18 protein-coding genes are annotated in these 21,935 nt (G+C 62.2%); 3 read left to right on the plus strand and 15 right to left on the minus strand.

The features are described 5' to 3' along the window. Positions 1-123 precede the first annotated feature (123 nt). Positions 124-795, plus strand: coding sequence for a TetR/AcrR family transcriptional regulator (locus AC5RWO_RS05500; protein ID WP_498729963.1), 672 nt, complete (start codon positions 124-126; stop codon positions 793-795). Between the two features lie 120 nt (positions 796-915). On the opposite strand, the gene AC5RWO_RS05505 is transcribed toward AC5RWO_RS05500, so the two are convergent. Together AC5RWO_RS05505 and AC5RWO_RS05510 are read right to left on the minus strand one after the other, a co-directional pair. After that, positions 916-1,845 carry an alpha/beta hydrolase gene (locus tag AC5RWO_RS05505; RefSeq protein WP_498729964.1) on the minus strand — a complete coding sequence of 310 codons (930 nt, stop codon included), beginning with the start codon at positions 1,843-1,845 and terminating at the stop codon, positions 916-918. Between the two features lie 410 nt (positions 1,846-2,255). Then, positions 2,256-3,809, minus strand: coding sequence for a purine-cytosine permease family protein (locus tag AC5RWO_RS05510; RefSeq protein ID WP_498729965.1), 1,554 nt, complete (start codon positions 3,807-3,809; stop codon positions 2,256-2,258). Positions 3,810-4,811: 1,002 nt separating this feature from the next. Between AC5RWO_RS05510 and AC5RWO_RS05515 the strand changes: the two genes are divergently transcribed. Beyond that, complete coding sequence (locus AC5RWO_RS05515; protein WP_498729967.1) at positions 4,812-6,299, plus strand: APC family permease; 1,488 nt, start codon at positions 4,812-4,814, stop codon at positions 6,297-6,299. A 30-nt stretch (positions 6,300-6,329) separates the two neighbouring features. On the opposite strand, the gene AC5RWO_RS05520 is transcribed toward AC5RWO_RS05515, so the two are convergent. From AC5RWO_RS05520 to AC5RWO_RS05535, 4 genes are all read right to left on the minus strand, one after another. Beyond that, a complete protein-coding gene (locus AC5RWO_RS05520; protein ID WP_498729968.1) occupies positions 6,330-6,890 on the minus strand; it encodes a DUF4913 domain-containing protein in 561 nt (186 codons plus the stop codon). 11 nt (positions 6,891-6,901) lie between these two features. Beyond that, positions 6,902-7,240, minus strand: a complete 339-nt coding sequence (locus AC5RWO_RS05525) for a hypothetical protein (protein ID WP_498729970.1) — start codon at positions 7,238-7,240, stop codon at positions 6,902-6,904. Positions 7,241-7,348: 108 nt separating this feature from the next. Then, positions 7,349-7,498 carry a hypothetical protein gene (locus AC5RWO_RS05530; RefSeq protein WP_498729971.1) on the minus strand — a complete coding sequence of 50 codons (150 nt, stop codon included), beginning with the start codon at positions 7,496-7,498 and terminating at the stop codon, positions 7,349-7,351. Between the two features lie 318 nt (positions 7,499-7,816). Further along, complete coding sequence (locus tag AC5RWO_RS05535) at positions 7,817-8,038, minus strand: hypothetical protein (RefSeq protein WP_498729973.1); 222 nt, start codon at positions 8,036-8,038, stop codon at positions 7,817-7,819. Positions 8,039-8,363: 325 nt separating this feature from the next. Here AC5RWO_RS05535 and AC5RWO_RS05540 point away from each other — a divergent pair, with 325 nt between their 5' ends. Next, positions 8,364-9,482 carry an acyltransferase gene (locus AC5RWO_RS05540; protein ID WP_498729975.1) on the plus strand — a complete coding sequence of 373 codons (1,119 nt, stop codon included), beginning with the start codon at positions 8,364-8,366 and terminating at the stop codon, positions 9,480-9,482. A 1-nt stretch (position 9,483) separates the two neighbouring features. On the opposite strand, the gene AC5RWO_RS05545 is transcribed toward AC5RWO_RS05540, so the two are convergent. The 9 genes from AC5RWO_RS05545 to AC5RWO_RS05585 all read right to left on the minus strand — a co-directional run bounded on the left by AC5RWO_RS05545 (position 9,484) and on the right by AC5RWO_RS05585 (position 21,786). Beyond that, positions 9,484-10,014: a GntR family transcriptional regulator gene (locus tag AC5RWO_RS05545; RefSeq protein ID WP_498729977.1), complete on the minus strand. Its 531-nt coding sequence runs from the start codon at positions 10,012-10,014 to the stop codon at positions 9,484-9,486. 654 nt (positions 10,015-10,668) lie between these two features. Further along, positions 10,669-12,075 (minus strand): NAD-dependent succinate-semialdehyde dehydrogenase, encoded by a 1,407-nt coding sequence (locus AC5RWO_RS05550; RefSeq protein ID WP_498730104.1) that lies wholly within the window; start codon positions 12,073-12,075, stop codon positions 10,669-10,671. A gap of 260 nt (positions 12,076-12,335) precedes the next feature. After that, positions 12,336-12,764 carry a hypothetical protein gene (locus AC5RWO_RS05555; RefSeq protein ID WP_498729978.1) on the minus strand — a complete coding sequence of 143 codons (429 nt, stop codon included), beginning with the start codon at positions 12,762-12,764 and terminating at the stop codon, positions 12,336-12,338. Next, positions 12,761-14,422 carry a GMC family oxidoreductase gene (locus AC5RWO_RS05560; protein ID WP_498729979.1) on the minus strand — a complete coding sequence of 554 codons (1,662 nt, stop codon included), beginning with the start codon at positions 14,420-14,422 and terminating at the stop codon, positions 12,761-12,763. The genes AC5RWO_RS05555 and AC5RWO_RS05560 overlap by 4 nt, the downstream gene beginning before the upstream one ends. Before the next feature lie 106 nt (positions 14,423-14,528). Continuing rightward, positions 14,529-16,103, minus strand: coding sequence for a purine-cytosine permease family protein (locus tag AC5RWO_RS05565; RefSeq protein ID WP_498729980.1), 1,575 nt, complete (start codon positions 16,101-16,103; stop codon positions 14,529-14,531). 688 nt (positions 16,104-16,791) lie between these two features. Further along, positions 16,792-17,481, minus strand: coding sequence for a GntR family transcriptional regulator (locus tag AC5RWO_RS05570; protein WP_498729981.1), 690 nt, complete (start codon positions 17,479-17,481; stop codon positions 16,792-16,794). Positions 17,482-17,558: 77 nt separating this feature from the next. Then, the gene (locus AC5RWO_RS05575; protein ID WP_498729982.1) at positions 17,559-19,295 is read right to left on the minus strand and encodes an acetyl/propionyl/methylcrotonyl-CoA carboxylase subunit alpha; all 1,737 of its coding nucleotides are present in this window, start codon (positions 19,293-19,295) and stop codon (positions 17,559-17,561) included. Continuing rightward, positions 19,292-21,031 carry a 5-oxoprolinase subunit B/C family protein gene (locus AC5RWO_RS05580; RefSeq protein WP_498729983.1) on the minus strand — a complete coding sequence of 580 codons (1,740 nt, stop codon included), beginning with the start codon at positions 21,029-21,031 and terminating at the stop codon, positions 19,292-19,294. The genes AC5RWO_RS05575 and AC5RWO_RS05580 overlap by 4 nt, the downstream gene beginning before the upstream one ends. Then, complete coding sequence (locus AC5RWO_RS05585; protein WP_498729985.1) at positions 21,028-21,786, minus strand: LamB/YcsF family protein; 759 nt, start codon at positions 21,784-21,786, stop codon at positions 21,028-21,030. The genes AC5RWO_RS05580 and AC5RWO_RS05585 overlap by 4 nt, the downstream gene beginning before the upstream one ends. Positions 21,787-21,935: the final 149 nt, after the last annotated feature.

Here is a 21,935-nt window from a genome sequence, read left to right on the forward strand (position 1 = left end):
GCGGCCAAAAGAGTCATCGCGTTGCTCCTTCCCCGACCTTGCTGCCCGGTCGTTGTCGGGCTCCAAGGGGTAATTGAATGTCACTGACCGTCTATTTCGACTGATGCCGTTTTGGAGGCGAGAATGCCGAAAGCAACTAAGCTGCCGAGTGTGAGCCGCGGGCGGATCCTCGAGGCCGCCTCGAACCGATTTCTCAGGAACGGCTACGCCGCTACGACCCTTGGTTCTATTGCCTCGGACATCGGGATCACGACGCCGGCCCTATACTGGCACTTCAGTTCCAAGGAGGAGTTGTTCTCTGCCGCCCTCGAAGAGGTGCTGGTCAGCTTCGTGAACCATGTCAGGGATTCGGTAAACGCAACAGAGCCGGTTCTCCGTTTGGCCCAAACTGTGGCAGCGCACGTTACCTGGCAGCTCGAGCAGGCGGACGTTGCATCCGCTTATGCGGCTACGGTGGGGATGAAGGCCCTCTTGCTCGACCTCGGCGAAGAGCATCAAGCGAAATTCATCGAGCTCCAGCGGGATTACATGCGGGACTTAAGGTCTACGCTGGCCGAGGGGAAGGCCCGCGGAAGGTTCCAGTACTCTGACGAGGCAGTCACCGCGTACGCGATCGTCACGATGTGTGAATACGTGCACGTCTGGTTCAATCCGTACGGCCCTCTGACCGTCAGCCAAGTCACCCGGCAGATGGTCGAACTTGCCCTTCGGTCGGCGGGAATGGACTGGAACGCTGCAGTCGAAAGCCTTTCCGCAACGGGATACGGCGCTCTGGCGGAAGCCACCTGTGGATAAGCGGCGGTCGTAGGCGGGGCTGGTCCCTCGCTGGCACAAGGTGTCTGCCGGACTACCCGGTGTCGGTGCAGCCAAAAATTTTCGGCGCCAACATTATGGGGCTGCAACCCCTGGCTCGTCCTACCGGCGTGGCGATTGCGGACCGGGGACCGGGGCAGATGTAGCTGTACTGTCGCTCCAGACTCCGGCCGGGCCAGGGCGAAGGTGGCGGGTGAACCAGTCTGCAGCGGCACTACTTGTCGTGTCGAAATGTCGTGAGTACACGGAGTAGTGGTCTCCCGGAACCAGGATCAGCTGTTTTGGGTGATGCGCCTGCTGATAGGCCTCCTGCTGGAGATCCGCTGGGGTCACACTGTCCGAATCGGCAACGATCATCAGGAGGGGGGTGGGAGCGATCCGCTCGATGAGAGCACCGGGCTCGTAACTGCGGGCCAGTTCCAATGAGCGGACCGTTACTGAATTGCGCCAGTTAGGGCAGACCTGCCCCTGCCCCCACATGTATTCGTAGGATTCACTGCCCGGGTAGGCGACGGCGGCAGCCGGATCCGGACTGACCATCGGGATGGCGGCAGGCTCCGTGCCGGCAAACCGGGCCTCACGGTCTTCCTCGAACCAGCGCTGCTGGCTAAGCAGCTCCTTGGCCGACAACTTTTGACGTGCCGCCCGCCAACCGCTGATCGTGGGTACCTGTGCGACGACGCAGCGGACCCGCCGGTCAGCGGCAGCAACCACGAGGGCATGGCCGCCGCTGTAACTGCTTCCCCACACACCGATTTTTTCACCGTCCGTGTCCCGCCGGGAACGGACATAGCTGATGGCCGCCCTGAAGTCCTCCACCTGCCGGTGGGGATCTATCTCTTGTCGGGGCTCGCCCTCGCTGGCACCGAGGTTGCGGAAATCGAAGGTCAGGGCAGCAAAGCCGCGGGCGACAAACACGGCCGCAAAGTCCTCCAGGTCGCCTCCGGCGACCATGCCCCAGCCGTGAGCAAGAACGATCACCGGCCAAGGGCTGCCCACCCCGGCAGGCGTGTAATAAGTTCCCCGGACCACGCATCCCTCGACACTAAACTCGACCTGCTCGCCTTTCCGCCGATCCCGATCCTCACCAGTCTCTTCATGCACCGCAACCACCACTCCCTACTAGTTCAAAAAATTCCTGCAGAACCCGCGCCAGGTGCTGCCGACCGGCATCGGGAAAACACCAGATCGGTCGTTCCCTCGACGACACCGGCCAATATGACCCGGACGATGGACCGGACTCTTCCGCCTTTCGTGCAGCACGACCGGCGCGTTTACCTCGTGCCGCCTTTTGAAAGGACACGAAGGCTGCGACCGTTCACCCGCCGCTGCAAAAACTCATCTGTTCCCAACCCTCCCTTGCAGCCGCCCAGAGCGTGCCCGCCGGCACTTTGGAGTGCGTGGCTGTCCGGCACATTTCCTCCACCGGTGCTATTTAAGGTTCAGGACCGGTCCCGGGACTGACAATCCAGGCACAGAGGGTGGCTGACCGACCGCCCCGTGTCCATCTCGAAAGCAACATAGCTCAGGTCGCATTCCAGGCACTTGATTCGGGTCCCCCATACGTCCGTAACCTGGGCGCGAACCAGATCTGCTCCGGCAGGCTTCCTTGCACACAGGCCTGCTATCCGGGTTGCCCAGTAGAGAAGTGCAGAGGCGGCCAAGGAAACCAGCGGCGCCAGGGCGGAGAATACAGGCAACTGCTCCGGAAGCTGAAGCAGGACGATACCCAGGACCGAGGAAATGGCCCAAACTCCGAATCCGGGGGCAACGGCCCGAAGCCGGGCGGGGCGGAATTCCGGCTCCCCGTTTCTGTCCATGATCCAGTGGACAATCATTATGCCCACCCACGACACAACCAGCACGGCCTGCCAGGCGAGGGCCACGGCTATGTAGCTGAAGACATTTGTGAACATCAGGATAAAAACAACCGCCAGAAGCACGATGACCCAGGTCCGGCGCGAAAGATTGCGCTGGCTGAAGTGGGCGACAAACCGCTCCATATTGACACTGGCAAAGTAGAAGTTAGCCGAATTGATGCGGACCTGGCTGACAATAATGACGATGAGGCCGACGAGTCCCAAGGCGGCGATCACCCCGTGGACGACGCCTGACTCGGTAATGCTGTCCTGCGGTGCGGCCAGGGCAACGATGAAGATGCCCGCGAGTCCGTTGAACAGGTACGCGATCAGGTAGAAGACCCATCCGAAACTGATTCGTTCATGAAATTTCGAATCCGCTTTCCGGCCAAAACGGGCGGCATCCTGGGTGTCAGGAAAAAGGATCCACACCCCCATGTAGAGCACGAACACGGTCAGCCATCCCGGGATTCCTGTCGATGCCGGCGATGGCTGGAAGGCAGACCAGTCCCCTGCCCACCCGAACCGGATACCCGCCGCGACTACTGCTGCCAGAAGGCCAAAGAAGTAGACGGGCAGCGAGATACCGTTCAGCTTGTTCAGCCACGTCTGCATGCCGCCAAGCATCAGCGGCAGCATGCAGGCGATAACAATCGCGTACCAAACCCGGATGTCCCAAACCTGAAAATAGGTCTGGAGGGCAATGGCCAGCACGCTGCTTTCAAACACGGCGTAATACACTCCGGCCGAGGCCACCAACAGGGGTGCCAGAGCGGCACCCCTGAAGCCAAAAAGTTCACGGGACAGCAGTGTGGAATTGAGCCCCCAGCGGATGGCTTGCCGTGCGCTCTTCGTGGCCAGGACGGAGTACACGATTACAACCAGGACAATTCCGATAACGGCCTGCTGCACGCCGACGAGACTGGCCGACAACGCGCCGTAGTACACGAACGCCATGGCACTTGCAATGGAGGACCAACCGCTGAAGACGGCCCACTTTCCCAGGCGTGCAGTTGTCGGTACGGCATGGTTGGTGTACTCCTCATGAACCTGCCGGTCAATCACACGGGGATCGTCGACGGTGCTGAGTTGGAGTTTCGGGTCGGACCTGAGAGTCGCTTCTTCGAAGTCGTTCATTTTTCTCGCCTGCTTGTAAGTACGGAAAATGGATATAACTGGTCTGCCTGTTTGGAGCGGCAACTCCCCCAAGTCCTCGCGGGACTCCGTCGACAGGCTTTCGTGGGTCACGTTAGGTCGAACCAAGGGCACCCTCGTACGGGAGTGCCTAAGCCCTTCATCGGATCACCGAGAATCACCAATTCGTGCAAGCCGTGTAACTGCAGCGGGGCGCAACCGGCTGTTCCCTCTTTGCAATAACACACGCCCGCTTTCCTCTTGGCGCCATCCGAGCTGCTGTTAGCCAAAAGGACGATGCAAATCTTTATTTAATGTTCATTCATCAGATTCGTCAAGGGCTGGGTTCTCGAGATGTAAGTCCCAATGGCTCGGCTGGCCACTCCTTTGCTGGGAAGCATCCGCAAAAGGCGGAGGCTCGCCATCACCATCCAAACACGTAATGATTTTTGCGAACAGCGTCTCGACGTTCCGGCCAATGAGGCAACAGTGCGGGGAGTGACTAGCCCGGCCTTCCTTACCTGGCAAGTGACAGATAGTCGCCCCGCAGCGGGTGGAATTTCCAATTTCCGTTGGACATCAGCATCTGACCTGCGTCTTTGGTTGTATGTCTCCGCGCAGGACTACCGCAAACGACGCGGAAAGGATTACCTCTCTCGCAAAGTTGCATGCCCACCGCCGGCAGCTCGACGCCATCCGGAAGGACGGGCGGACCGGCAAGTGCGCGACGGCGACGGATGCAAGCGATTAGCGTCAGTGGGATTCTTCAAGACTTCATTGTTGGAAAAGGTGAAGCGCGCTGCCTGCCGTCATGTCCAATGTTTTATCAAGGCCGACCATTGACCCCTGCCGCGATTGAACGTATGTTAAGTCAGCACGAGCACGGTGATTCATCTCACAGTGAAGGCTGGGAGGGGTCCGCAACTTCGCGGACGAATGCGGACCAACGGTAGCTGGCTCGGCCATATCAATCGCAGCAGCATCCCACCTAGAACGGAGTCCCTGATGACGGAACTCAACAGTGGCGAACATTCGTCGATACGGACCAAGTCGCAAGACTCGGGCAACAACACCAAGCTCACGGGCCGCATGGGCGGTGCGTCGCTCGCGCTCACGGTGCTGGCCTTCTCAGCCCCTCTGTCCGTCGTCAGCGGCTTCATTCCATTGACGATCATGTTCGGCGGAGAAGGCGCTCCCTTCGGGTTCGTGTTGGCGACGGCAGTCCTGCTGCTCTTCAGCATCGGCTACGTGACTATGACGAAACACGCCCCGAAACCGGGAGCCTTCTATGCGTTCATCAGCATGGGTCTCGGGAAGACGACCGGACTTGGGGCGGCTTTCCTCGCCGTTCTGTCCTACCTGCTCGTCTATACCGGGAATTACGCTTGGTTTGGAATCAGCGTCGGAGCCCTGGTCGAAAGCCTCGGCGGCCCCGGTACTCCTTGGTGGATCTGGGCACTTGTGGGATGGGCAGGCGTGAGCATCCTTGGATACTTCAATATCGAGCTGTCGGCGAAAATACTCACTGTCGTGATGGCCCTTGAGGTGGCCCTCGTCATGATCGTCAATGCCTTCGTACTTGCCAAGGGCGGCGCTGAAGGGCTGTCCGCCGAGCCGTTCTCACCAGCCAAGTTCCTTGAAGGTGACTTCGGCGTCACCATGCTGTTCGCCATTCTGGTATTCATGGGATTCGAGGCGACGGCCCTCTTCCGCGACGAGGTGCGTAATCCCGGCAAGGTGGTCCCCCGTGCCACATTCGGTGCGGTCATCTTTGTCGGCATTCTCTACACGGTGTCCACCTACTCCCTCGTCACTGCGTTCGGGTCCGACGCCGTCACGGTTTCGACGGAAACGCCCACGGAGATGTTCCCCATCTCGATCTCGCAGTACGTCGCATCATCTTTCGTCCCAATCGCCTTCGTCCTGATCTCCACTTCGGTTATCGCTGCCTCCCTGTCCATTCACAACGTGATCGCCCGCTACATCTACAATCTGGCCTATGATCGCGCGCTTCCCCACTCGCTCGCAAAAGTCCATGAGAAGCACCGCTCGCCGCATCGCGCTTCTAACGGTCTGGCCTTGCTAACCGGCATGATCATGGTCCTCATGGCTGTCCTCCCCCTCGACGAGATGCTGCTGTACGCACAGATGATCGGTCTTGGATCGGTTGGCGTCCTTTCTCTCATGGCAATCGTGTGTGTGTCGGTCATCGCCTGGTTCCTGCCCCGGCGTTCGGACATCGGCGAGAATTCCTTCAAGACGTATATCGCACCTGCTGTTTCCGGGCTGTCGCTCATTTCAGTCGTCGTGTTCGCCTGCCTCAACCTGCACCTTCTGGTGGGCGGCGAGCCAGGCCAGTACAACTGGCTGCTCATTCCGCTGGCGGTCGTCTTCTTTGCCGGCATCGGCGTCGCATTGCACTTCCGCCGGTCGAAGCCCAAGCTCTACGAACGGCTTGGCCGGTCGGAAGGCACCAGCCTCGGAGCGCGGTAATAAGTTGCGCCTGCCTCACCGGCCCGCAACTCAGACCGAGATAGCGCCAACGTACCCGCGAGACTGAACTGCTCCCCGAAAGTTGGACTGAGAATTCAGTACTAATTTACGGGGAGCAGTTACGGGGCGGCCTCCCCTTTCTGAGCATTGTGTTCTATGTGGCTTGTGTCCGAGCGTCGCGGACCAGCCGTCAGGTGCTTTCATTAGTTCGAGGTGTTCGGGGTCGCGATGTTCTTTCATGTCGAAGTTGTAGAAAGGGCCTTGTGGCTCCAGGAGGACTGTCACGGGGTGGTCTGCGTAGTCGCGCCACCAGACGCTCATGCCGGCGGCTGGGTCGAGGCGCAGGTGTTCCCAGGAACGCCACATGGCCGCTACACGTGAGATAGCTTCGGGGTGGAAGTACCACTCGATGCACCACTTTGCCGTTTTCCCGGTGACGCTGCGGACGTAGGTGGGCAGCAGATGCTCGTGCAGGAATTCTTCCGCTGAGCCGTAAACCAGTTCCGTTGGCTTTTGCTCCTCCCCAGCGGCGTCGGCAGGCTCGGCGCTGGTGCCAGGGACTTCACTGAATCGGCCGATGTCAATAGTCATGTCCTACTCCCCTACCCGGTTATCCAGGGATTGGTAGCAGGGGGCGCAGCTTCCAATACTGCTTCTTCCTCAGGACGGGGGCTGTCCTTCTTGATGGATGCCTCTACGGCTTCTTTGCGTGGGCCTGTGTACCAGGGTATGGTTCGGACCAGCGTGGCGGGTGCACCTGAGGCGAGGATGACGGCGCGGCCGCGGTCGAGTTCGGCGAGGTTGGAGACGTCGAAGATGCGTTCCTTGCCTTCCTGGCGGGATCGGCTGGATCCGGACTTGCCGGAGGAGATGGAGACGTTGGTGTAGCTGTAGTCGCCGATCAGGTCCGAGAGGGCGCGGAGGAAGCCTTCTTCGGCCACTCCCCCCGCCGTAGACCTTGAATATTCGCGGCGGACCAGATTTTCCGCATGTTCGCCTCGCCCCAGAGTTCGACGCCCGGGACCAGGACTGAAGGATGCCCATGACGATCAGGCCCTTGGAGCCGTAGTGGCTGAACTGGTCCGGCAGCCCGGCCCGGGGACCACGTAGGCCAGCTCATCCAGGGCGAACAGCGCAGGCTGGGGCAGGCGACCGCCGCTGCGCTCGCCCCGTTCCTCCATGGCCTCGGCGATAGCCACCGTCAACGCCGTGGTGAGCAGCGCGGCGGAGCCCGGCCCCTTCCTTGGACAGGATGTAGATCGCCTCCCGGGAGGCAGCGAATGCATGCCGGTTTGACCGGGGTCGGGTATCCGTGGTCACGGTTGCGCCGCCTGTCGGGGCGATCCAGTGCAGCTTGGTCCGACTTTTGAGGCACTGGATCATCCGAAGATGCCGTCGCGCTGCTTATCGGCCAGTTCTAGCACGGATTCCAGACCCTTGTACTGCCGCTCGTAATCATGCGTTCCGAGGTGTTGATGGGTTCGCGGTTAACCTGCTCCATCACCCACAGATAGACCTCAGGGATGGAGCAGCCCGGCCAGGGCGGCCGCGAGGAAGTGCGCGAAGAGAATGTCTTCGGCTATGGGGTCGAAGTAGGCATCCGGCTTGGACTCCGGGAGTCGTGAACCGGCCGAGAAATGCAGCGTGAGCCTGTAGGCCTTCACTTCCTCCGTGACGTAGGAGGGTGGGTTCCACCACCAGTCCGGGTCCACCTGGGCGATCTTCTGCGGGCCGAACATCCACACCGCGCCGTGGCCTCGCGGACGCCTAACAACGGGTACCGTCCACGACGTCGCGCTTGTTCGAGGTCGAACCACCGCCCCTGGTGCGCAGGATCGCGGGCATCACGCGGGATGTCGATTTACCTGTTCGTGGTCCCCAGCTATTGAAGCGGAATGGAGTGTCATGCAAGAAGACCGAACAGCATGCTGCTCATTCAAGCGCCTGTGAGAGTCTGAACCGGGGAGCGAACTGAATGTGAATGGCAACGATAATGCCCTGCGTTGGATTCCCCGTGCACATCTCACTGCCCAGCGCTCCAACCAGTCTTGGTAGATTGGGTCCATGGCCGCACCCGCCCAGCCTGTCGGCCAGCCGGAATCCACCAATCCGGCCCCGGCAGCGACGCCGCCGAGAGCGCGCAACTACGCACTGGATCTGCTGCGCATCGTCAGCATTGTCGGCGTAGTCGCCATCCACTCCTTCGGCGAGCTGGCAGGCGACGACAGCGCCCGCAACCAGCGCGACTGGATCCCGGCGGCGGTCATCGACATCGCTTTCATCTGGGTGGTCCCGGTCTTCGTGATCATCTCCGGCACACTCACCCTCGCCCCGCGCGCCCACACCACCGGCGCCGGCGACTTCTACCGCAAACGCGCCCTTCGGCTCGTGCCCGCGCTGATCTTCTGGCACCTGATCTACATCTTCGTGGGCAACTGGATAATCCTCGGACGCGAACCGGACCCGGCCGAAACCCTCGCCGACGTCTTCAACACCTCGGTCTACCCGCACCTGTATTTCCTCTGGCTGATCCTCGGCCTATACCTCGCGGCCCCTCTGCTGGCCCGCTACCTGCACAGCGTCAGCCTGCGGACCGCCAGAATAACGACGGCGATTGTGCTGGCTTTGATTCTGCTCCTCTTCATGGCCCAGGCCGTCAGCATCCAGGCCGGACTCGGGTGGCAGTACCCCTGGAACATGCTGACCCAGTGGTTCCCCTACCTGGGCTACTTCATGGCCGGCTGGGTCCTCGCCCAGATGAGCATCAGCAAACGCACCGCGGCGATGCTAGGAGGCGCCGCCGTCGTACTTTCGATCTTCAATATCTGGCACTGGATCAACCAGGATTCGACGCCGGTGTTGAACATCATCACGCCGTCCAGTTATATCGGGCTCGGCGTGACCCTGGCGGCGCTGTGCATCTTCACGTCCGTGTTCCACCTGCTCAGGGACTGGCGGCCTGCGCCGCGGCTGGTGCGGTTCATCCTGGCGTTGTCGAATGCGGCGTTCGGCGTCTTCCTGAGCCACTATCTGATCCTGACCTGGTTGACCTTCAAGGTTTTGGGCGAAGACGTGCAGCCGACACTGGCCACCATGACCTTCAAGTTCACGGTGGCCAGCGTCGGCGCCTTCATCCTCTCCTACACAGCCCTGAGAATCCCCTGGCTGCGTAGGGTGTTCTGAATCAGGCTTCGAGGTGCTCCAGCAGTTCTGCCTCCGCCTGATCGAGGTAGCCGCGCAGCGCCTCGGCGGCTTCCTCGCGGCGCCCCTCGGCCAGGAGATCCACCAGTCCGGCGTTCAGTTCCACGTAATGGCTGTAGAAGTCGGGCGCATGACGCATCGACTGGAAGACCAGGCGCATTCGGGCCAGCACCCGGGTCATCAAGTCCTGCAGGTCTGTGCTGCCGGTCGCGCGGACCAGTTCCGCGTGGAAGCGCTGGTTAGCATCGGCCATCTCTGGCACTGATCCCCGGGAAAGCGCCGCACGGGCATCCACAATGATCGCCTTCAGGGTGGCAACGTCGAGTTCAGGCCCCCAAAGCACGGCGGCAGGCTCCAGCATCCGGCGCACGCGGTAGATCTCGCGGACACCGTCGACTCCCGGCGAAGCGACCAGGACGCCGCGGATGGGGATGCGGGTGACGATCTGCTCGCCGGCCAGGACGGTGAAGGCTTCACGCAGCGTGTTCCGGGAAACAGAAAGCGGATTCCGCATGCGCGGTATGACCTGACGCTCTGAACAACTTCTGGAACGGATGCCTGGTGCGAACGACGCATTTGACAGGCGGGGCGTAGCAGCCGCGAGACTGTCCCAGATCCAAGTTTGCCGCGGATGCGTATTGCATATGGCGAGAACACAAAGGTTGCAGTTTAGTCGGTCTCTGGACTGCAGCAGTATGGACAGGGATGCTGCGGTGTCCCGGGGCAAGCGGTGTCGAACGGACCGATGCTTTGCAAAAACCGGTCATCTTCGGATGGCTTCATGCCCCGAGGCAGGACGCTAGAGTCCGACGTTTTCATCAGTGGCTCCTTCATTAGTAGCTGAGTGGGTCGCGGAAGTTTCTGCTATGGCAGAGCTGACGGTGGAGGTCAAGGGCTATCTCGGCCCCAGCCGGCAGCCCCATTCTCTAGCGGTGACGTCGTTCTATTTGTCTCGGAGCTTGTAAGCAATGCTCAGGTTCAGGGCCGGCAAAGCGCTACGAGGGTGAAGCCGTGGCCCAGATGGAATCACCAAACCCCACATCGGATGTATAGACCCCGAAGGGATAATCCGTTTCGGCCGGGGCAAAACCGACGGAGGTACTCCGACACGGCCATCGTCCGGTGGGCGGTGGTTAGGCTAACAACCGGTGAAAGTGTCCCTGGGGCGTCAGCGGCTGATGTAGAGCAAGCGTTTGTTGACGAATTCGTCCATCCCTTCAGGGCCGAGTTCCCGGCCGTATCCGGAACGCTTGATCCCGCCAAATGGGAGCTGAGCCCCGTAGGCGGCCGCAGTATTGACGTTAGTCATGCCCGTTTCCAACCGGCGGGCTACTTTGGTTGCCCTATCGACATCTGTGGAGAAGACGGACCCGCCCAGCCCATAAGGGCTGTCATTGGCCAGGCGTATTGCGTCGTCCTCGCTCGACACCTTGTAGACCACGGCCACCGGTCCGAACAGTTCTTCGTGATAGGCCCGCATCTCCTCAGTCACTCCCGTAAGCACGGTCGGGGCCATATAAGCCCCGTCCCCTTCAACAAGTGTTCCCCCGGCATGCAGGGTCGCACCCTTTTCGACGGCGTCCCGGACCTGTTCGGCGAGCTGTTCTGCCGCCGCCCGTGATGCCATGGGGTTGAAGGTGCCGCTCTCTTCAAGCATCGGGTCACCTGGCCGGAGGTCTTTGGCCAGACGGGTCAACTCGGAAACGAACTCGTCGAAGGTTTCGTCCATGACGATCATCCGCTTGTTGGAGTTGCACGACTGACCCATGTTAGACATTCGAGTTGTCCACGCGGCCCTTGCTGATTCACGCACATTGTCGGTGTCGAGGATTATGTATGGGTCGGACCCTCCGAGCTCCAGGACCGCCTTCTTCAGATTCCGGCCGGCAAGTTCACCGATTGCGGCTCCTGCGCGTTCGGAGCCGGTCAATGAGACTCCCTGGATGCGCGGATCAGCAACCATGTTTTCGACCTGCGAGTGGCTTGCGAAGATTGTGGTGTACGCTTCTCCGGGAAATCCGGCCTCATCCAGGATCTCTTGGATCACCAAGGCGGAACGGGGACACGACTCCGCCGGCTTGATGATAACCGTGTTGCCAATCACAAGGTTGGGTATTGCAAACCGTAGCAGCTGATAGCACGGAAAATTCCATGGCATGATGCCGAGCAGGGTACCGAGGGGTAGTTTCTCCACAACGGCCTCGCCACCCTGCGGCGCTTGTATTGCCTCGTCCGCTGCTAGGGAAGGCCCCATAGTGCCGTAGTAGTCGAAGATGCCTGCACAAAGGGCGATTTCTCCCTTGGCCTCGGACAGAGCCTTGCCCATTTCCTCGGTGACGATCGCGGCGAGTTCGTCCGCTTTCTCCCGGAATATCTCGCCCGCGCGCAAAACGGTGCGGGCCCGCGTCTCGATCGGCAGCTTCTGCCAGCTTTGGAAAGCCTGCTGCGCAGCTGCCAGCGTTTGCTCGATCTGATCGTCAGTCGAGTGCGGGAAAGTCTGCACCAACCTGCCAGTTGCCGGGTTCATAACCTGGAAGCTGGGACTGGATGTTCTGAATTCAACTGTGGTCACGATTTCCTCTATTTGTTCGAAGGACCGGATGCCGTCAGCAGCGGCCGTCTCTCGTCTTTCTTCAAGGTGCCGATGTCTATGGAGCCGTCAGCGATGTGCGCGTCGTTCCATGGTTCCGGGCTCCCGATGGGCCGCCGTTGTATCAGGAGCCCCTATCAGGCGGCTCGATGGCAGGTTCTTGCGGCGCATGGCCCGTATTCCGGCTGCGGGAGGGATGCGGGGCAAGGGCCATTTAGAAACCCTTCCCTAATACCCCGGCCGTCTCAGGCGGTAGTGCGCCAGATATTGCCTCTAGCGACGACCGGAGCCACGAGTTCCTGTAATTCCGCTGTGCGCGTGGATTCGGGGTCCAGGGGGATTGCAATGCGGTCCCGGTAGTTCAAGATTCGGGACACACGCTCGTCCAGGAAGTATGCGCCGGCGAGCATTTCTGAGACGGCTAGGAACAGCGATGGATAGCGGGATTCGATATCCTGCAACGACCACTGCTGAAATTGCTCCAGTTCCGCGATGAGTTCCTTCACGGGTGCCACCAGGTCGGGCCGGAGATTACAGACAGTGTCTGTACCCGACAGGTGTGCTTCAACGTCTGACGCTGCGGGCATGCCGGCTCCGGCTGGAATCAGCAGGTCGCTCAGCCGTTCCAGTACCTCCCGTTCGCGGTCAGTCCAGATTGTCATGTTCTCATTCATGCGGTGGCTCCTTCCAAGCCTTTGCTTGCGTCCGCTGCGTGCCCGGACGTGATGAGTTCGGCCGTGCGCAATGCCATGGCGACCACCGTTGCGGTTGGATTGACGCCTGCAGAAGTCGGCCACGTACTGCCGTCGACAATGTAGAGATTGGGGACTGTATGGGCTCGTCCAGTGTGGTCGACGACCGAGTCCTCAGGGCCGGTTCCCATTTTGGTGGTACCCAGCAGGTGCCAGCCGGTGTTGCGGATGTGCGGGGCTACGGTGATCTGTTTTGCCCCGGCCGCGATGAAGGACTCCTTCGCCCGTTCCACATGGAATGCAAGTAGTCGCCGGCTGTTTTCCGATGTCTCGTAGACGATCTTCGGAGCAGGAAGTCCGTGCTCGTCGACGAGAGTGGAACTGAGCTCCACTCGATTGTGTTCCTCCGGCAGGTCTTCGGCGATGATTCCCCACGTCGCGGAATGATTCAACCGCTCCCGGATGGTCTCATTGAATCCGGCACCCCAAAGATCACGGTTGTCGCCCCAGGGGAAGGAGCGGGTCATCTCCATTGGCCCCCCTGTTGGCATAAGCCCCCATTTGGCACCCCGGACGAATCCTCTGGATTCGTCCGTCTCGTAGAACTCCAGTGAGTAGAGGAGGTGGCCGTATGCACCTTGGGTAGTTCCGATTTCGTCATCAAAAGTCCCCACGACTGCGGAGTAGGGATGCATCATCAGTCGCTTGCCGACTAGCCCGCTGGAGTTTGCCAACCCATCCGGATGTTGGGAGCTGGTCGACATCAGCAGGAGTCTGGGGGTGCCCACACCGTTTGCCGCGAGGACCACCAGGTTCGCCTTTTGCCGTCGTTCCACTCCATCGGAGTCGAAGTAGACGACCCCAGTTGCTCGGCCGGTCTCATTCGTCTCGATTCTGGCAACCGTGGACCGTGTAAGAAGGTATGCATTGCGGTGGCGGCAGATGTCCGGCCAGTGCGTGACATCGACTGTGCTTTTCGCTTGGTCGCCGCACCCCAGGAAGCAGGCGCCGCGTTGAACGCTTGGCTTCAGGTGACCATATTCTCGCGTGGCAATCCCGTTTGCGCCCGGCCACCAATGCCACCCAAGTGAGTTATGGGCCTTGGCCATACGGCGTCCCGCCTCGCCAATCGGCGTCGGGGCCATCGGGTATTGGTCGGTTCCGGGAACTGCGGGATCGCCGTCGAGGCCCGCTATGGCGAAGTCCCGTTCGGCCTGGGCGTAGTAGGGCAATAGTTCTTCATAGGAGATTGGCCAGTCGTCGGCCACCCCGTCGTGACTGCGCACGCGGAAGTCCGAGGGCATGTTGCGCTGCCATTGGGCAGCGTAAAGCATTGCGCTCCCGCCCACCCCATTCCACATGAGGGCGCTGATGTCGGCGTCGTCTTCGTCGATCGGGTAGTCGCCGGGCCCTTTGCGCACGTTTGCAAGGGGGGACCACTCGTTGCCGCCAAGCAGTGCGCGTTCTGGACTTGCACTGCGGGAGGTCGAGTAGTCGGGCCATTCCCCCTGTTCCAAACAGACGACGGACATCCCGGCCTCGGCGAAGGCCTTCGTCATTACCGCGCCCGCCGGCCCGGCTCCGACAACTACGACGTCGGCAATTTCCGGAAGTCGGTGCTCTCCGATCTTCTCTGCCATTTCTATCTCCATTTCATGTGCGGCAGAAGGGAATTCAGTCCCTTCGTGGTCGTAAGTTCCTGAGGTTGCCGGATTGTCCGGCCCAGGGAGCGTCGTACAGCCCCCGTTACTGGGGCAGCGAGGCGTCCCCGAGGTTTGATCCTGTCTTGCTTTCTTGGCAGGCGAGGCAATGTACCCCGTGGCTGTGTTCCGGGACATCCATTTCCTGGGCCACGTAGGACCGTTCGCAAGAGTCACACTCGACCCTGACGTTCCAGAGGTCTTCTATGGTTTCTCTAACAGGATCGGCTTGGCGATCCTTTAGGGCGCTTCCCCCTATGAGGTGGACGGCAATGTAAAAGACCACGGCCAGGCCCAGTGAGATGAGGGGTGCCAAGGCGGAAAGCGCCGGGAGCTGTGCGGGAAGCTGGAGCAGGATGATGCCAACACCGGAAGAAACGATCCAAACCATGAAACCCGGGCCGGCGGCTTTCAACCTGTAAGTTCTGAACTCGGGAGCCTGGTTCGGGTTCAATGCACGATGCGTGACCATGATGCCTACGAGCGTCACTATCAGGACAGCCTGCCAGGCAAGTGCCACCGATATGTAGCTGAAGACATTCGTGAGCATGAGGACGAAGACAACCAGTGATATCAAGACCACCCATGCTTTTCGTGAGATGCCCCGTCTGGTGAAATGCCCGACGAACCGCTCCAGGTTCACACTTGCAAAGTAGAAGTTGGCCGAGTTGATCCTGATCTGGCTGACAACGATGACGATCAGCCCGACGAGACCAAGGGTGTCGATGATGCCTTGGACGACGCCGCTCTCAGAGACTTCCTCGCTTGACCCCGCGAATCCTACAATCGCGATTCCTGCCAGTCCGTTGAACAGGTATGCGACGCCGTAGAATGCCCAGCCAAACGTGACGTTCTGGTGAAATTTCAGGTCCCGCTCCTTGGCGAAACGCGCTGCGTCCTGCGTTTCTGGAAAGAGGACGAAAATGCCCATGTAGAGGACGAAGACGGTCAGCCAACCGGGAATCCCGGGGGTAGACGAGGACGTCACCGAGAATGCGCTCCAGTCTCCGATCCAGCCGACCTGCATGCCGGCAAACAGCACTGCGGCCGTTACCCCGAAGAAGTAGATGGGCAGGGAGACCCAGTTCAGCTTGCTCAACCAGGTCTGCATGCCGCCGAGCATGAGGGGAAGCATGCCTATGACGACGATGGCATACCAGACTCTGATATCCCAGACATTGAAGTATGACTGTAGAGCGACGGCGACAATGGTGCCCTCGAAAACGGCGTAGTAGACCAAAGAGAGGCCGACAAGGAGGGGGACAATGGCAGCTCCCTTGTGACCGAAAAGACGACGGGAGATCAAAGTGGAGTTCAAGCCCCACCGAACTGCGTCCCGAACGCTGAAACGACCCAGAAGCGAGTAGCAGATCACCACCAGTGCGAGTCCGATGATCGCCTGCTGGACGCCCACAAGCACCGCGGCGAGGGCGCCGTAGTAGACAAACGCCATGGCGCTGGTAATTCCAGACCAGCTCCCAAGCACTTCGCTTCGGCTCTTCCGAGCTGATTTCGGCACTACATGGTTGGTGTACTCCTCAGTAATCTGTTCTTCCACCACACGGGGATCATCTTTCAGGGATGTCCGGAGGCCAATCGGGTTAGAACGAATGTTCATCATTCTGGGTCCTTACTCTGAAGGCCGCCGGGTCGCTGTTCAGTTGCCGCTGGTTAGCCCTAGGTTCGGCAAGAAACACTTGTTCTGAAGCAGGCACGATCAACCTCATATGAATGGGTTTTGCACCTCGGATGGACCTTCCTCGGTGTGTGTCAGATCACCGTATAAGATTGTTCAACAACATGCAAGGCTTGCTCTAAAAATGAAGCCTCCGTCGCCGTGGAGGGAAGGGGACGACCGGGCTCTAAAGGCCGTTAATTTGAGTTTTGCTTGCCCGAAGACAGGCATGGCAAAGCGGTGCCCCTGTGACCCGGTTCCGTGGGTGGTGAGCGCCGCGTCGGGGATATTGCGAAATTTGTGCCGTAACTTCCGGACATCCTGGCCGTGGATCTACAACATATTTACAGTCGGTGGGCGATTGGCTGGCCGTGTTGCCGCTGGAACTTGAACAATGATCGACGTCCTGTCCCTGGGCAGGGAGTGGAGGCGGCTCCCTGACTAAGGTGCACCGCGCGTACGGCTGCTCTGGCGTTGGCCGGTACGACAAGTCTTCTGAGGTTGCCTGGGCGTGTGCCGTGCGCCGCCGCTGGTAACAGAGGCCTCAGCAGGGTACCCGCGATACGCTCCCGTCCGTGGGGAAGACCATGTCTCGGGCCGGTCCGAGCGCTGTCCTTTGACAGCCGTTCTGCCTTCAGCCCTTGGCAGCAACAGCGTCGGTGTCAAGGTGTTCCAGGAGTTCGGCCTCGGCTTGGTCCAGATAGCCGCGGAGGGCTTCGGCGGCTTCCTCTCGTTGTCCCTTGGCCAGCAGAGCCACGAGTGCCGCGTTCTGCTCGACGTAGTGGCTGTGGAAGTCGGGGGCGTGGCTCATCGCGTGGAAAACCAGGCGCATCTGGGCCAGGACCCGGGTCATGAGTTCCTGCAGCAGGATGCTGCCTGTGCCGCGGATGAGGGTTTCGTGGAAGCGCTGGTTGGCACTGGCCATCTCGGCCACGGCCCCGCGGTCCCGGGCCGCCCGCGCCTCTGCGACGATCGCCTCCAGCGCGTCGACATCGATGCCGACGGCCCAGCGGACAGCGGCGGGTTCGAGGATCCGCCGGACGTTGTAGATCTCCCGCACGCCGTCAATGCCGGGGGAGGTGACCAGGACGCCCCGGTTAGGGATGCGGGTGACGATGTGCTCGCCAGCCAGCACGGTGAAAGCTTCGCGTAGGGTGTTGCGGGAGACGCCGAAGGCCTGGGCCAGCGTCTGTTCGGAGAGCTTGGAACCGGGTAACAGCAGGCCTTCCGCGATCTTGCTGCGGAGCGTCTCCGCAATCCACGCTGCCGTGTGTGCATGCGTGGACTCGCTCCTTGCTGCGATTCCTGCCAGCGCTGCGTTCACTTTGCGGTCCTATCCCTCAGCTGATCAACCGGGGCCTGCCTAGTATCCGTGGGCTCTGGTTTGGGCTCTTTGCCTCGCTATCCGATGCTACCAAGTGCTTCGCCCTGTACGACGGCGGTTCCCGGCTCCTGCTGTCCGCGCACCAGCGTGCCCGGACGGTGAGCGGCGATGGTGGTTTCCATTTTCATGGCCTCAAGTACCGCGACCGGGTCTCCCGCGGAGAGCTTGGCGCCGTCGTCGGCGAGCCATTTGACGAGATTGCCGTTCATAGGCGCCTGAAGCACCTCGGGTTCGTGGGAAGTTTCGTCTGTGGCCGGTTCGGCCGGCGCGGAGCCGCCGCCGTGCATCAGGGATTCGAGCAGGCGGGCGGGCAGCCCGATCCGCATGGCCTTGCCGTCGACGTCGACGGTCAATTCGCTGCGTTCGTTGCCCGGCTGGGCAGCTGCGATTTCGGGTGAGGCCGCCAGCACCTCGGCGAACTCGGTTTCGATCCAGGTGGTGTAGACGCCGAACTTGTCATTGTTGGTGAAGTCGGCGTCGCGGACCACAGCACGGTGGAAGGGCAGCACCGTGGGGACGCCGGAAATCACCATCTCGTCCAGCGCCACCTTGGCCCGGCGGAGGGCTTGGGCACGGTCCGCGCCGCGCACAATCAGCTTGGCCATCAGCGAGTCGTAGTCGCCCGGAACGGTGGAGCCGGACCGCACGCCCGAGTCCACGCGCACGCCGGATCCGGTGGGCGGCTCGAACGCGGTGATCGTGCCGGGCCCGGGCAGGAAACCGCGGGCCGGGTCCTCGGCGTTGAGCCGGAATTCAAAGGCGTGGCCGTTGGGTTTTGGGTCTTCGGTCAGGCTCAGCGGCTCCCCCGCCGCGATGCGGAACTGCTCGCGCACCAGATCGACGCCGGTGGTCTCCTCGGTGACCGGATGCTCCACCTGCAGGCGGGTGTTGACCTCGAGGAAGGACACGATGCCGTCCTGGCCAACGAGATATTCAACCGTTCCGGCGCCGTGATAGGCGGCTTCGCGGCAGATCGCTTTGGCCGACTCGTGGATCTGCCGGCGCTGGTCATCGGTCAGGAACGGTGCGGGGGCTTCCTCCACCAGTTTCTGGTTGCGCCGTTGCAGTGAGCAGTCGCGCGTGCCCACGACGACGACGTTTCCGTGCGTGTCGGCGAGGACCTGCGCCTCGACGTGGCGGGGGCGGTCCAGGAACCGTTCCACGAAGCATTCGCCGCGCCCGAAGGCGACGGTGGCCTCGCGGACAGCGGACTCGAAGGCATCCTCGATGTCGTCCATCCGGCGGGCAATCTTCAGCCCGCGGCCGCCGCCGCCGAAGGCAGCCTTGATGGCAACCGGCAGGCCGTATTGCTCGGCGAAGTCCAGCACTTCCGCCCCGCTGCCGACGGGGCCGTCGCTGCCGGGCACTAGCGGCGCCCCGGCCCGGACAGCGATCTCGCGGGCGGTGACCTTGTTGCCCAGGACCCGGATGGCCTCCGGCGTGGGGCCGATCCACGTCAGGCCCGCTTCGCCGACGGCCTGCGCGAACTCGGCGTTCTCCGAGAGGAAACCGTAGCCGGGGTGCACCGCGTCGGCCCCGGAGCGGCGGGCCACGTCGATAAGCTTCGGGATGTTCAGGTAAGTCTCTGCCCCCGTGCGGCCGCCGAGCGAGTACGACTCGTCGGCCCGGCGCACATGCAGCGCGTCCGCATCCGGGTCCGAATACACCGCCACGGACTCCAGCCCGGCATCGGTGCAGGCGCGGGCAATGCGGACCGCGATCTCGCTGCGATTGGCGATCAAAATCTTCTTCATGAACGGCGCCCTTCCGGCTGGTTCTCGGTGCCGGCAGCGCCGGCGGGTTGCAGAGTGTCCGGATCGACCAGGACGAAACGGACCGTGGTGCCCGGGGGCAGTTGCGCCGCCACGGGCAGGTCTTCGGGAACGACGGCGGCAATCACCGGATAGCCGCCGGTCACCGGGTGATCGGCCAGGAACAGCACGGGCAGTCCGGACGGCGGAACCTGCAGGGCGCCGGTGACGGTACCTTCGCTCTGCAGTTCGCCCTCGCGGATCCGCTCCAGCGGCGCCGCCGTCCCTTGGGCGGTTCCGCCGGGTAGTTCCAAGCGGAGGCCGATCCGGTCCGAAGCGGAACTGGACTGCCAGTCCTGCCCGGTGAGGCGGTCCAGCCCGGCCGGACCAAACCAGTCATCGCGGGGGCCCGGGGTGATGCGCAGGACGGCCGCCTCACCGGGGGAGACGCGCAGAGTCGAGGGCTCGGCGACGCCGACGATACGGCCTCGCATAGTGTCACCGACCGGCAGCACTGAGCCGGCCTTCAATGCGGCCGGCCCCAGACCGGACATCGTGTCGGTGGAGCGGCTGCCGAGCTCCGCATTAATGCCGATCCAGCCACGCACGGCAACATAGGCGTGCAGCCCGGCGGTCGCCTGGCCGAGGGTCAAGGTCTCGCCGTCGAGCAGGGCGAAGGGAGCGTCCTGGGCCGGACACCGCCCGGACGGAGCGACGGACAAATCGACACGGGCACCGGTGACTGCGAGGACCTGGTCGCCGCGGGCGCGCAGTACCAGCCCGCCGAAGAGATTCTCGATCACGGCCTCACCTGAGCCATTGCCCACGAGACGGTTGGCCTGGCGCGCGGACGGTTGGTCCAAGGCCCCCGAAGTGCACACGCCGAGGTTCGCCAGGCCGGGCCGTCCCAGGTCCTGCAGTAGGGAGCGCAAACCCGCCGAGACGACTTCGAGTCCGGAAACCGGCGGGGCCGCTGGAACAGTCGTGGCCGCGGCTCCGGTTTTGGACTGCGGCAACTCGGGTACGCTCCCGGCCGGGGGAGCAGGAGCTTCGGCCTTGGGCGCCTGGATGGGCTGACCCGAGGACGACGGCGTGGCTTGAGCCGCAGCCGGGGCAATGGAGTCGCGGACGGCGGTGAAGCGGACGCGGTCCTGCGGGCGGATCAGTGCCGGCTTGAGCCTGCTGAGGTCCCAGAGGATGCTGTCGGTGTGCCCGATCAGCTGCCAGCCGCCTGGTGACTTGCGCGGATACACGGCCGAGTAGCCGCCGGCCAGCGCTACCGCACCGTCGGGCACGGCGGTGCGCGGGGTGTCCCGACGCGGCACATCGAGCAGATGGTTTTCGCCGGTTAGGTACGCGAAGCCGGGCGCGAAGCCGCCGAAGGCGGCGGTCCAGGTCTGCCCGGTGTGCGCGTTGACCACCGCCTCGGGGCTCAGGTGTGTGAGGCGCGCGACCTCGGCGAGGTCCTCGCCGTCGTAAATGACCGGAATTTCCACGGTGTCGCCGATCCCGGCACGCGCCGCGCTTAGTTCCAGCCGTTCAACAGCGGTGCGCGCCGCGAGTGCGTGGGCGCGGGTGTCGCACTGGATCAGGACGGTGGAGGCCGCCGGGAGTACGTCAAGCTGGCCGGGCAGCGGTTCGCTGAGCAGGAACGCGTGCAGGGCCAGCACCGAGTCCAAGTCCGTGAGGTCGACCAGCAGTGCGCGGGGACCAGTGAATCGGACGGCAGTTACGCTCATACGAAGCTCCGGACGCTCACGCCGGCGGCCTCGAGCCCTGCGCGCACGGCAGCTGCCATCGCCACCGAGCCGGGGGTGTCGCCGTGCACACAGATGCTCTCAGCGTCCACGGCTATGGTGGAGCCGTCAATCGCGGTGATCTTGCCGGTTTGCGCCAGCCGGGCCATATTGTCCACGACAATATGCGGGTCGTGGATCACGGCTCCCGCTTCCCGGCGGGAGACGAGGGTCCCGTCCGGGTTATAGGCCCGGTCCGCGAACGCCTCGGCGACGCCGCGCAGGCCGGCGGCGTCGGCCTTGGCCAAGGCCACCGCACCCGGCAACAGGAGCAGCGGCAGGTCCGGGCTAAAGGCACGCACCGCGTCCACGACGGCCTGGGCTTGAGCCTCGTGGTGGACGATCGCATTATACAGGGCGCCGTGCGGCTTGACGTACTGGATTCCTCCGCCGGCGGCATTAGCCAAGGCCTGCAGGGCCCCGAGCTGGTAGAGCACATCGTCGGCCAGCTCCGTTGGCGAGCAGTCCAGAAAACGGCGACCGAATCCGGCCAGGTCCCGATAGCCCACATGCGCCCCGATGGTCACACCCGCGGTGACCGCGTCGCGGCAGGTCCGGGCGATGGTGCTGGGGTCCCCGGCATGGAAGCCGCACGCCACGTTGGCGCTGGAGACCGAACGGAAGATGGCGGCGTCGTCGCCCATTTTCCAGTTGCCGAACGATTCCCCCACGTCGCTGTTCAGGTCGATAGTAGCCATGTTGTGATACCCGTCTCGTCGGTTTGTTCCATACAGCATGCACCAAGATTCCAAATTGTTCAACAATTTGTGGCCGATCTGGACTGAGTTGACGATTGTTTTGTTGAGCACCCCTTGTCTAGATTGTTCAACAAGTCATAAGGTGTCTC

The organism is Arthrobacter sp. B055-34 (assembly GCF_059090425.1).

Excerpts from the sequence above, each read along its gene's own strand:
- AC5RWO_RS05500 (WP_498729963.1), top strand. The coding sequence starts at position 124 with ATGCCGAAAGCAACTAAGCTGCCGAGTGTGAGCCGCGGGCGGATCCTC.
- AC5RWO_RS05510 (WP_498729965.1), bottom strand. The coding sequence starts at position 3,809 with ATGAACGACTTCGAAGAAGCGACTCTCAGGTCCGACCCGAAACTCCAA.
- AC5RWO_RS05515 (WP_498729967.1), top strand. The coding sequence starts at position 4,812 with ATGACGGAACTCAACAGTGGCGAACATTCGTCGATACGGACCAAGTCG.
- AC5RWO_RS05520 (WP_498729968.1), bottom strand. The coding sequence starts at position 6,890 with ATGACTATTGACATCGGCCGATTCAGTGAAGTCCCTGGCACCAGCGCC.
- AC5RWO_RS05535 (WP_498729973.1), bottom strand. The coding sequence starts at position 8,038 with ATGTTCGGCCCGCAGAAGATCGCCCAGGTGGACCCGGACTGGTGGTGG.
- AC5RWO_RS05540 (WP_498729975.1), top strand. The coding sequence starts at position 8,364 with ATGGCCGCACCCGCCCAGCCTGTCGGCCAGCCGGAATCCACCAATCCG.
- AC5RWO_RS05545 (WP_498729977.1), bottom strand. The coding sequence starts at position 10,014 with ATGCGGAATCCGCTTTCTGTTTCCCGGAACACGCTGCGTGAAGCCTTC.
- AC5RWO_RS05555 (WP_498729978.1), bottom strand. The coding sequence starts at position 12,764 with ATGAATGAGAACATGACAATCTGGACTGACCGCGAACGGGAGGTACTG.
- AC5RWO_RS05560 (WP_498729979.1), bottom strand. The coding sequence starts at position 14,422 with ATGGCAGAGAAGATCGGAGAGCACCGACTTCCGGAAATTGCCGACGTC.
- AC5RWO_RS05565 (WP_498729980.1), bottom strand. The coding sequence starts at position 16,103 with ATGATGAACATTCGTTCTAACCCGATTGGCCTCCGGACATCCCTGAAA.
- AC5RWO_RS05575 (WP_498729982.1), bottom strand. The coding sequence starts at position 19,295 with ATGAAGAAGATTTTGATCGCCAATCGCAGCGAGATCGCGGTCCGCATT.
- AC5RWO_RS05580 (WP_498729983.1), bottom strand. The coding sequence starts at position 21,031 with ATGAGCGTAACTGCCGTCCGATTCACTGGTCCCCGCGCACTGCTGGTC.
- AC5RWO_RS05585 (WP_498729985.1), bottom strand. The coding sequence starts at position 21,786 with ATGGCTACTATCGACCTGAACAGCGACGTGGGGGAATCGTTCGGCAAC.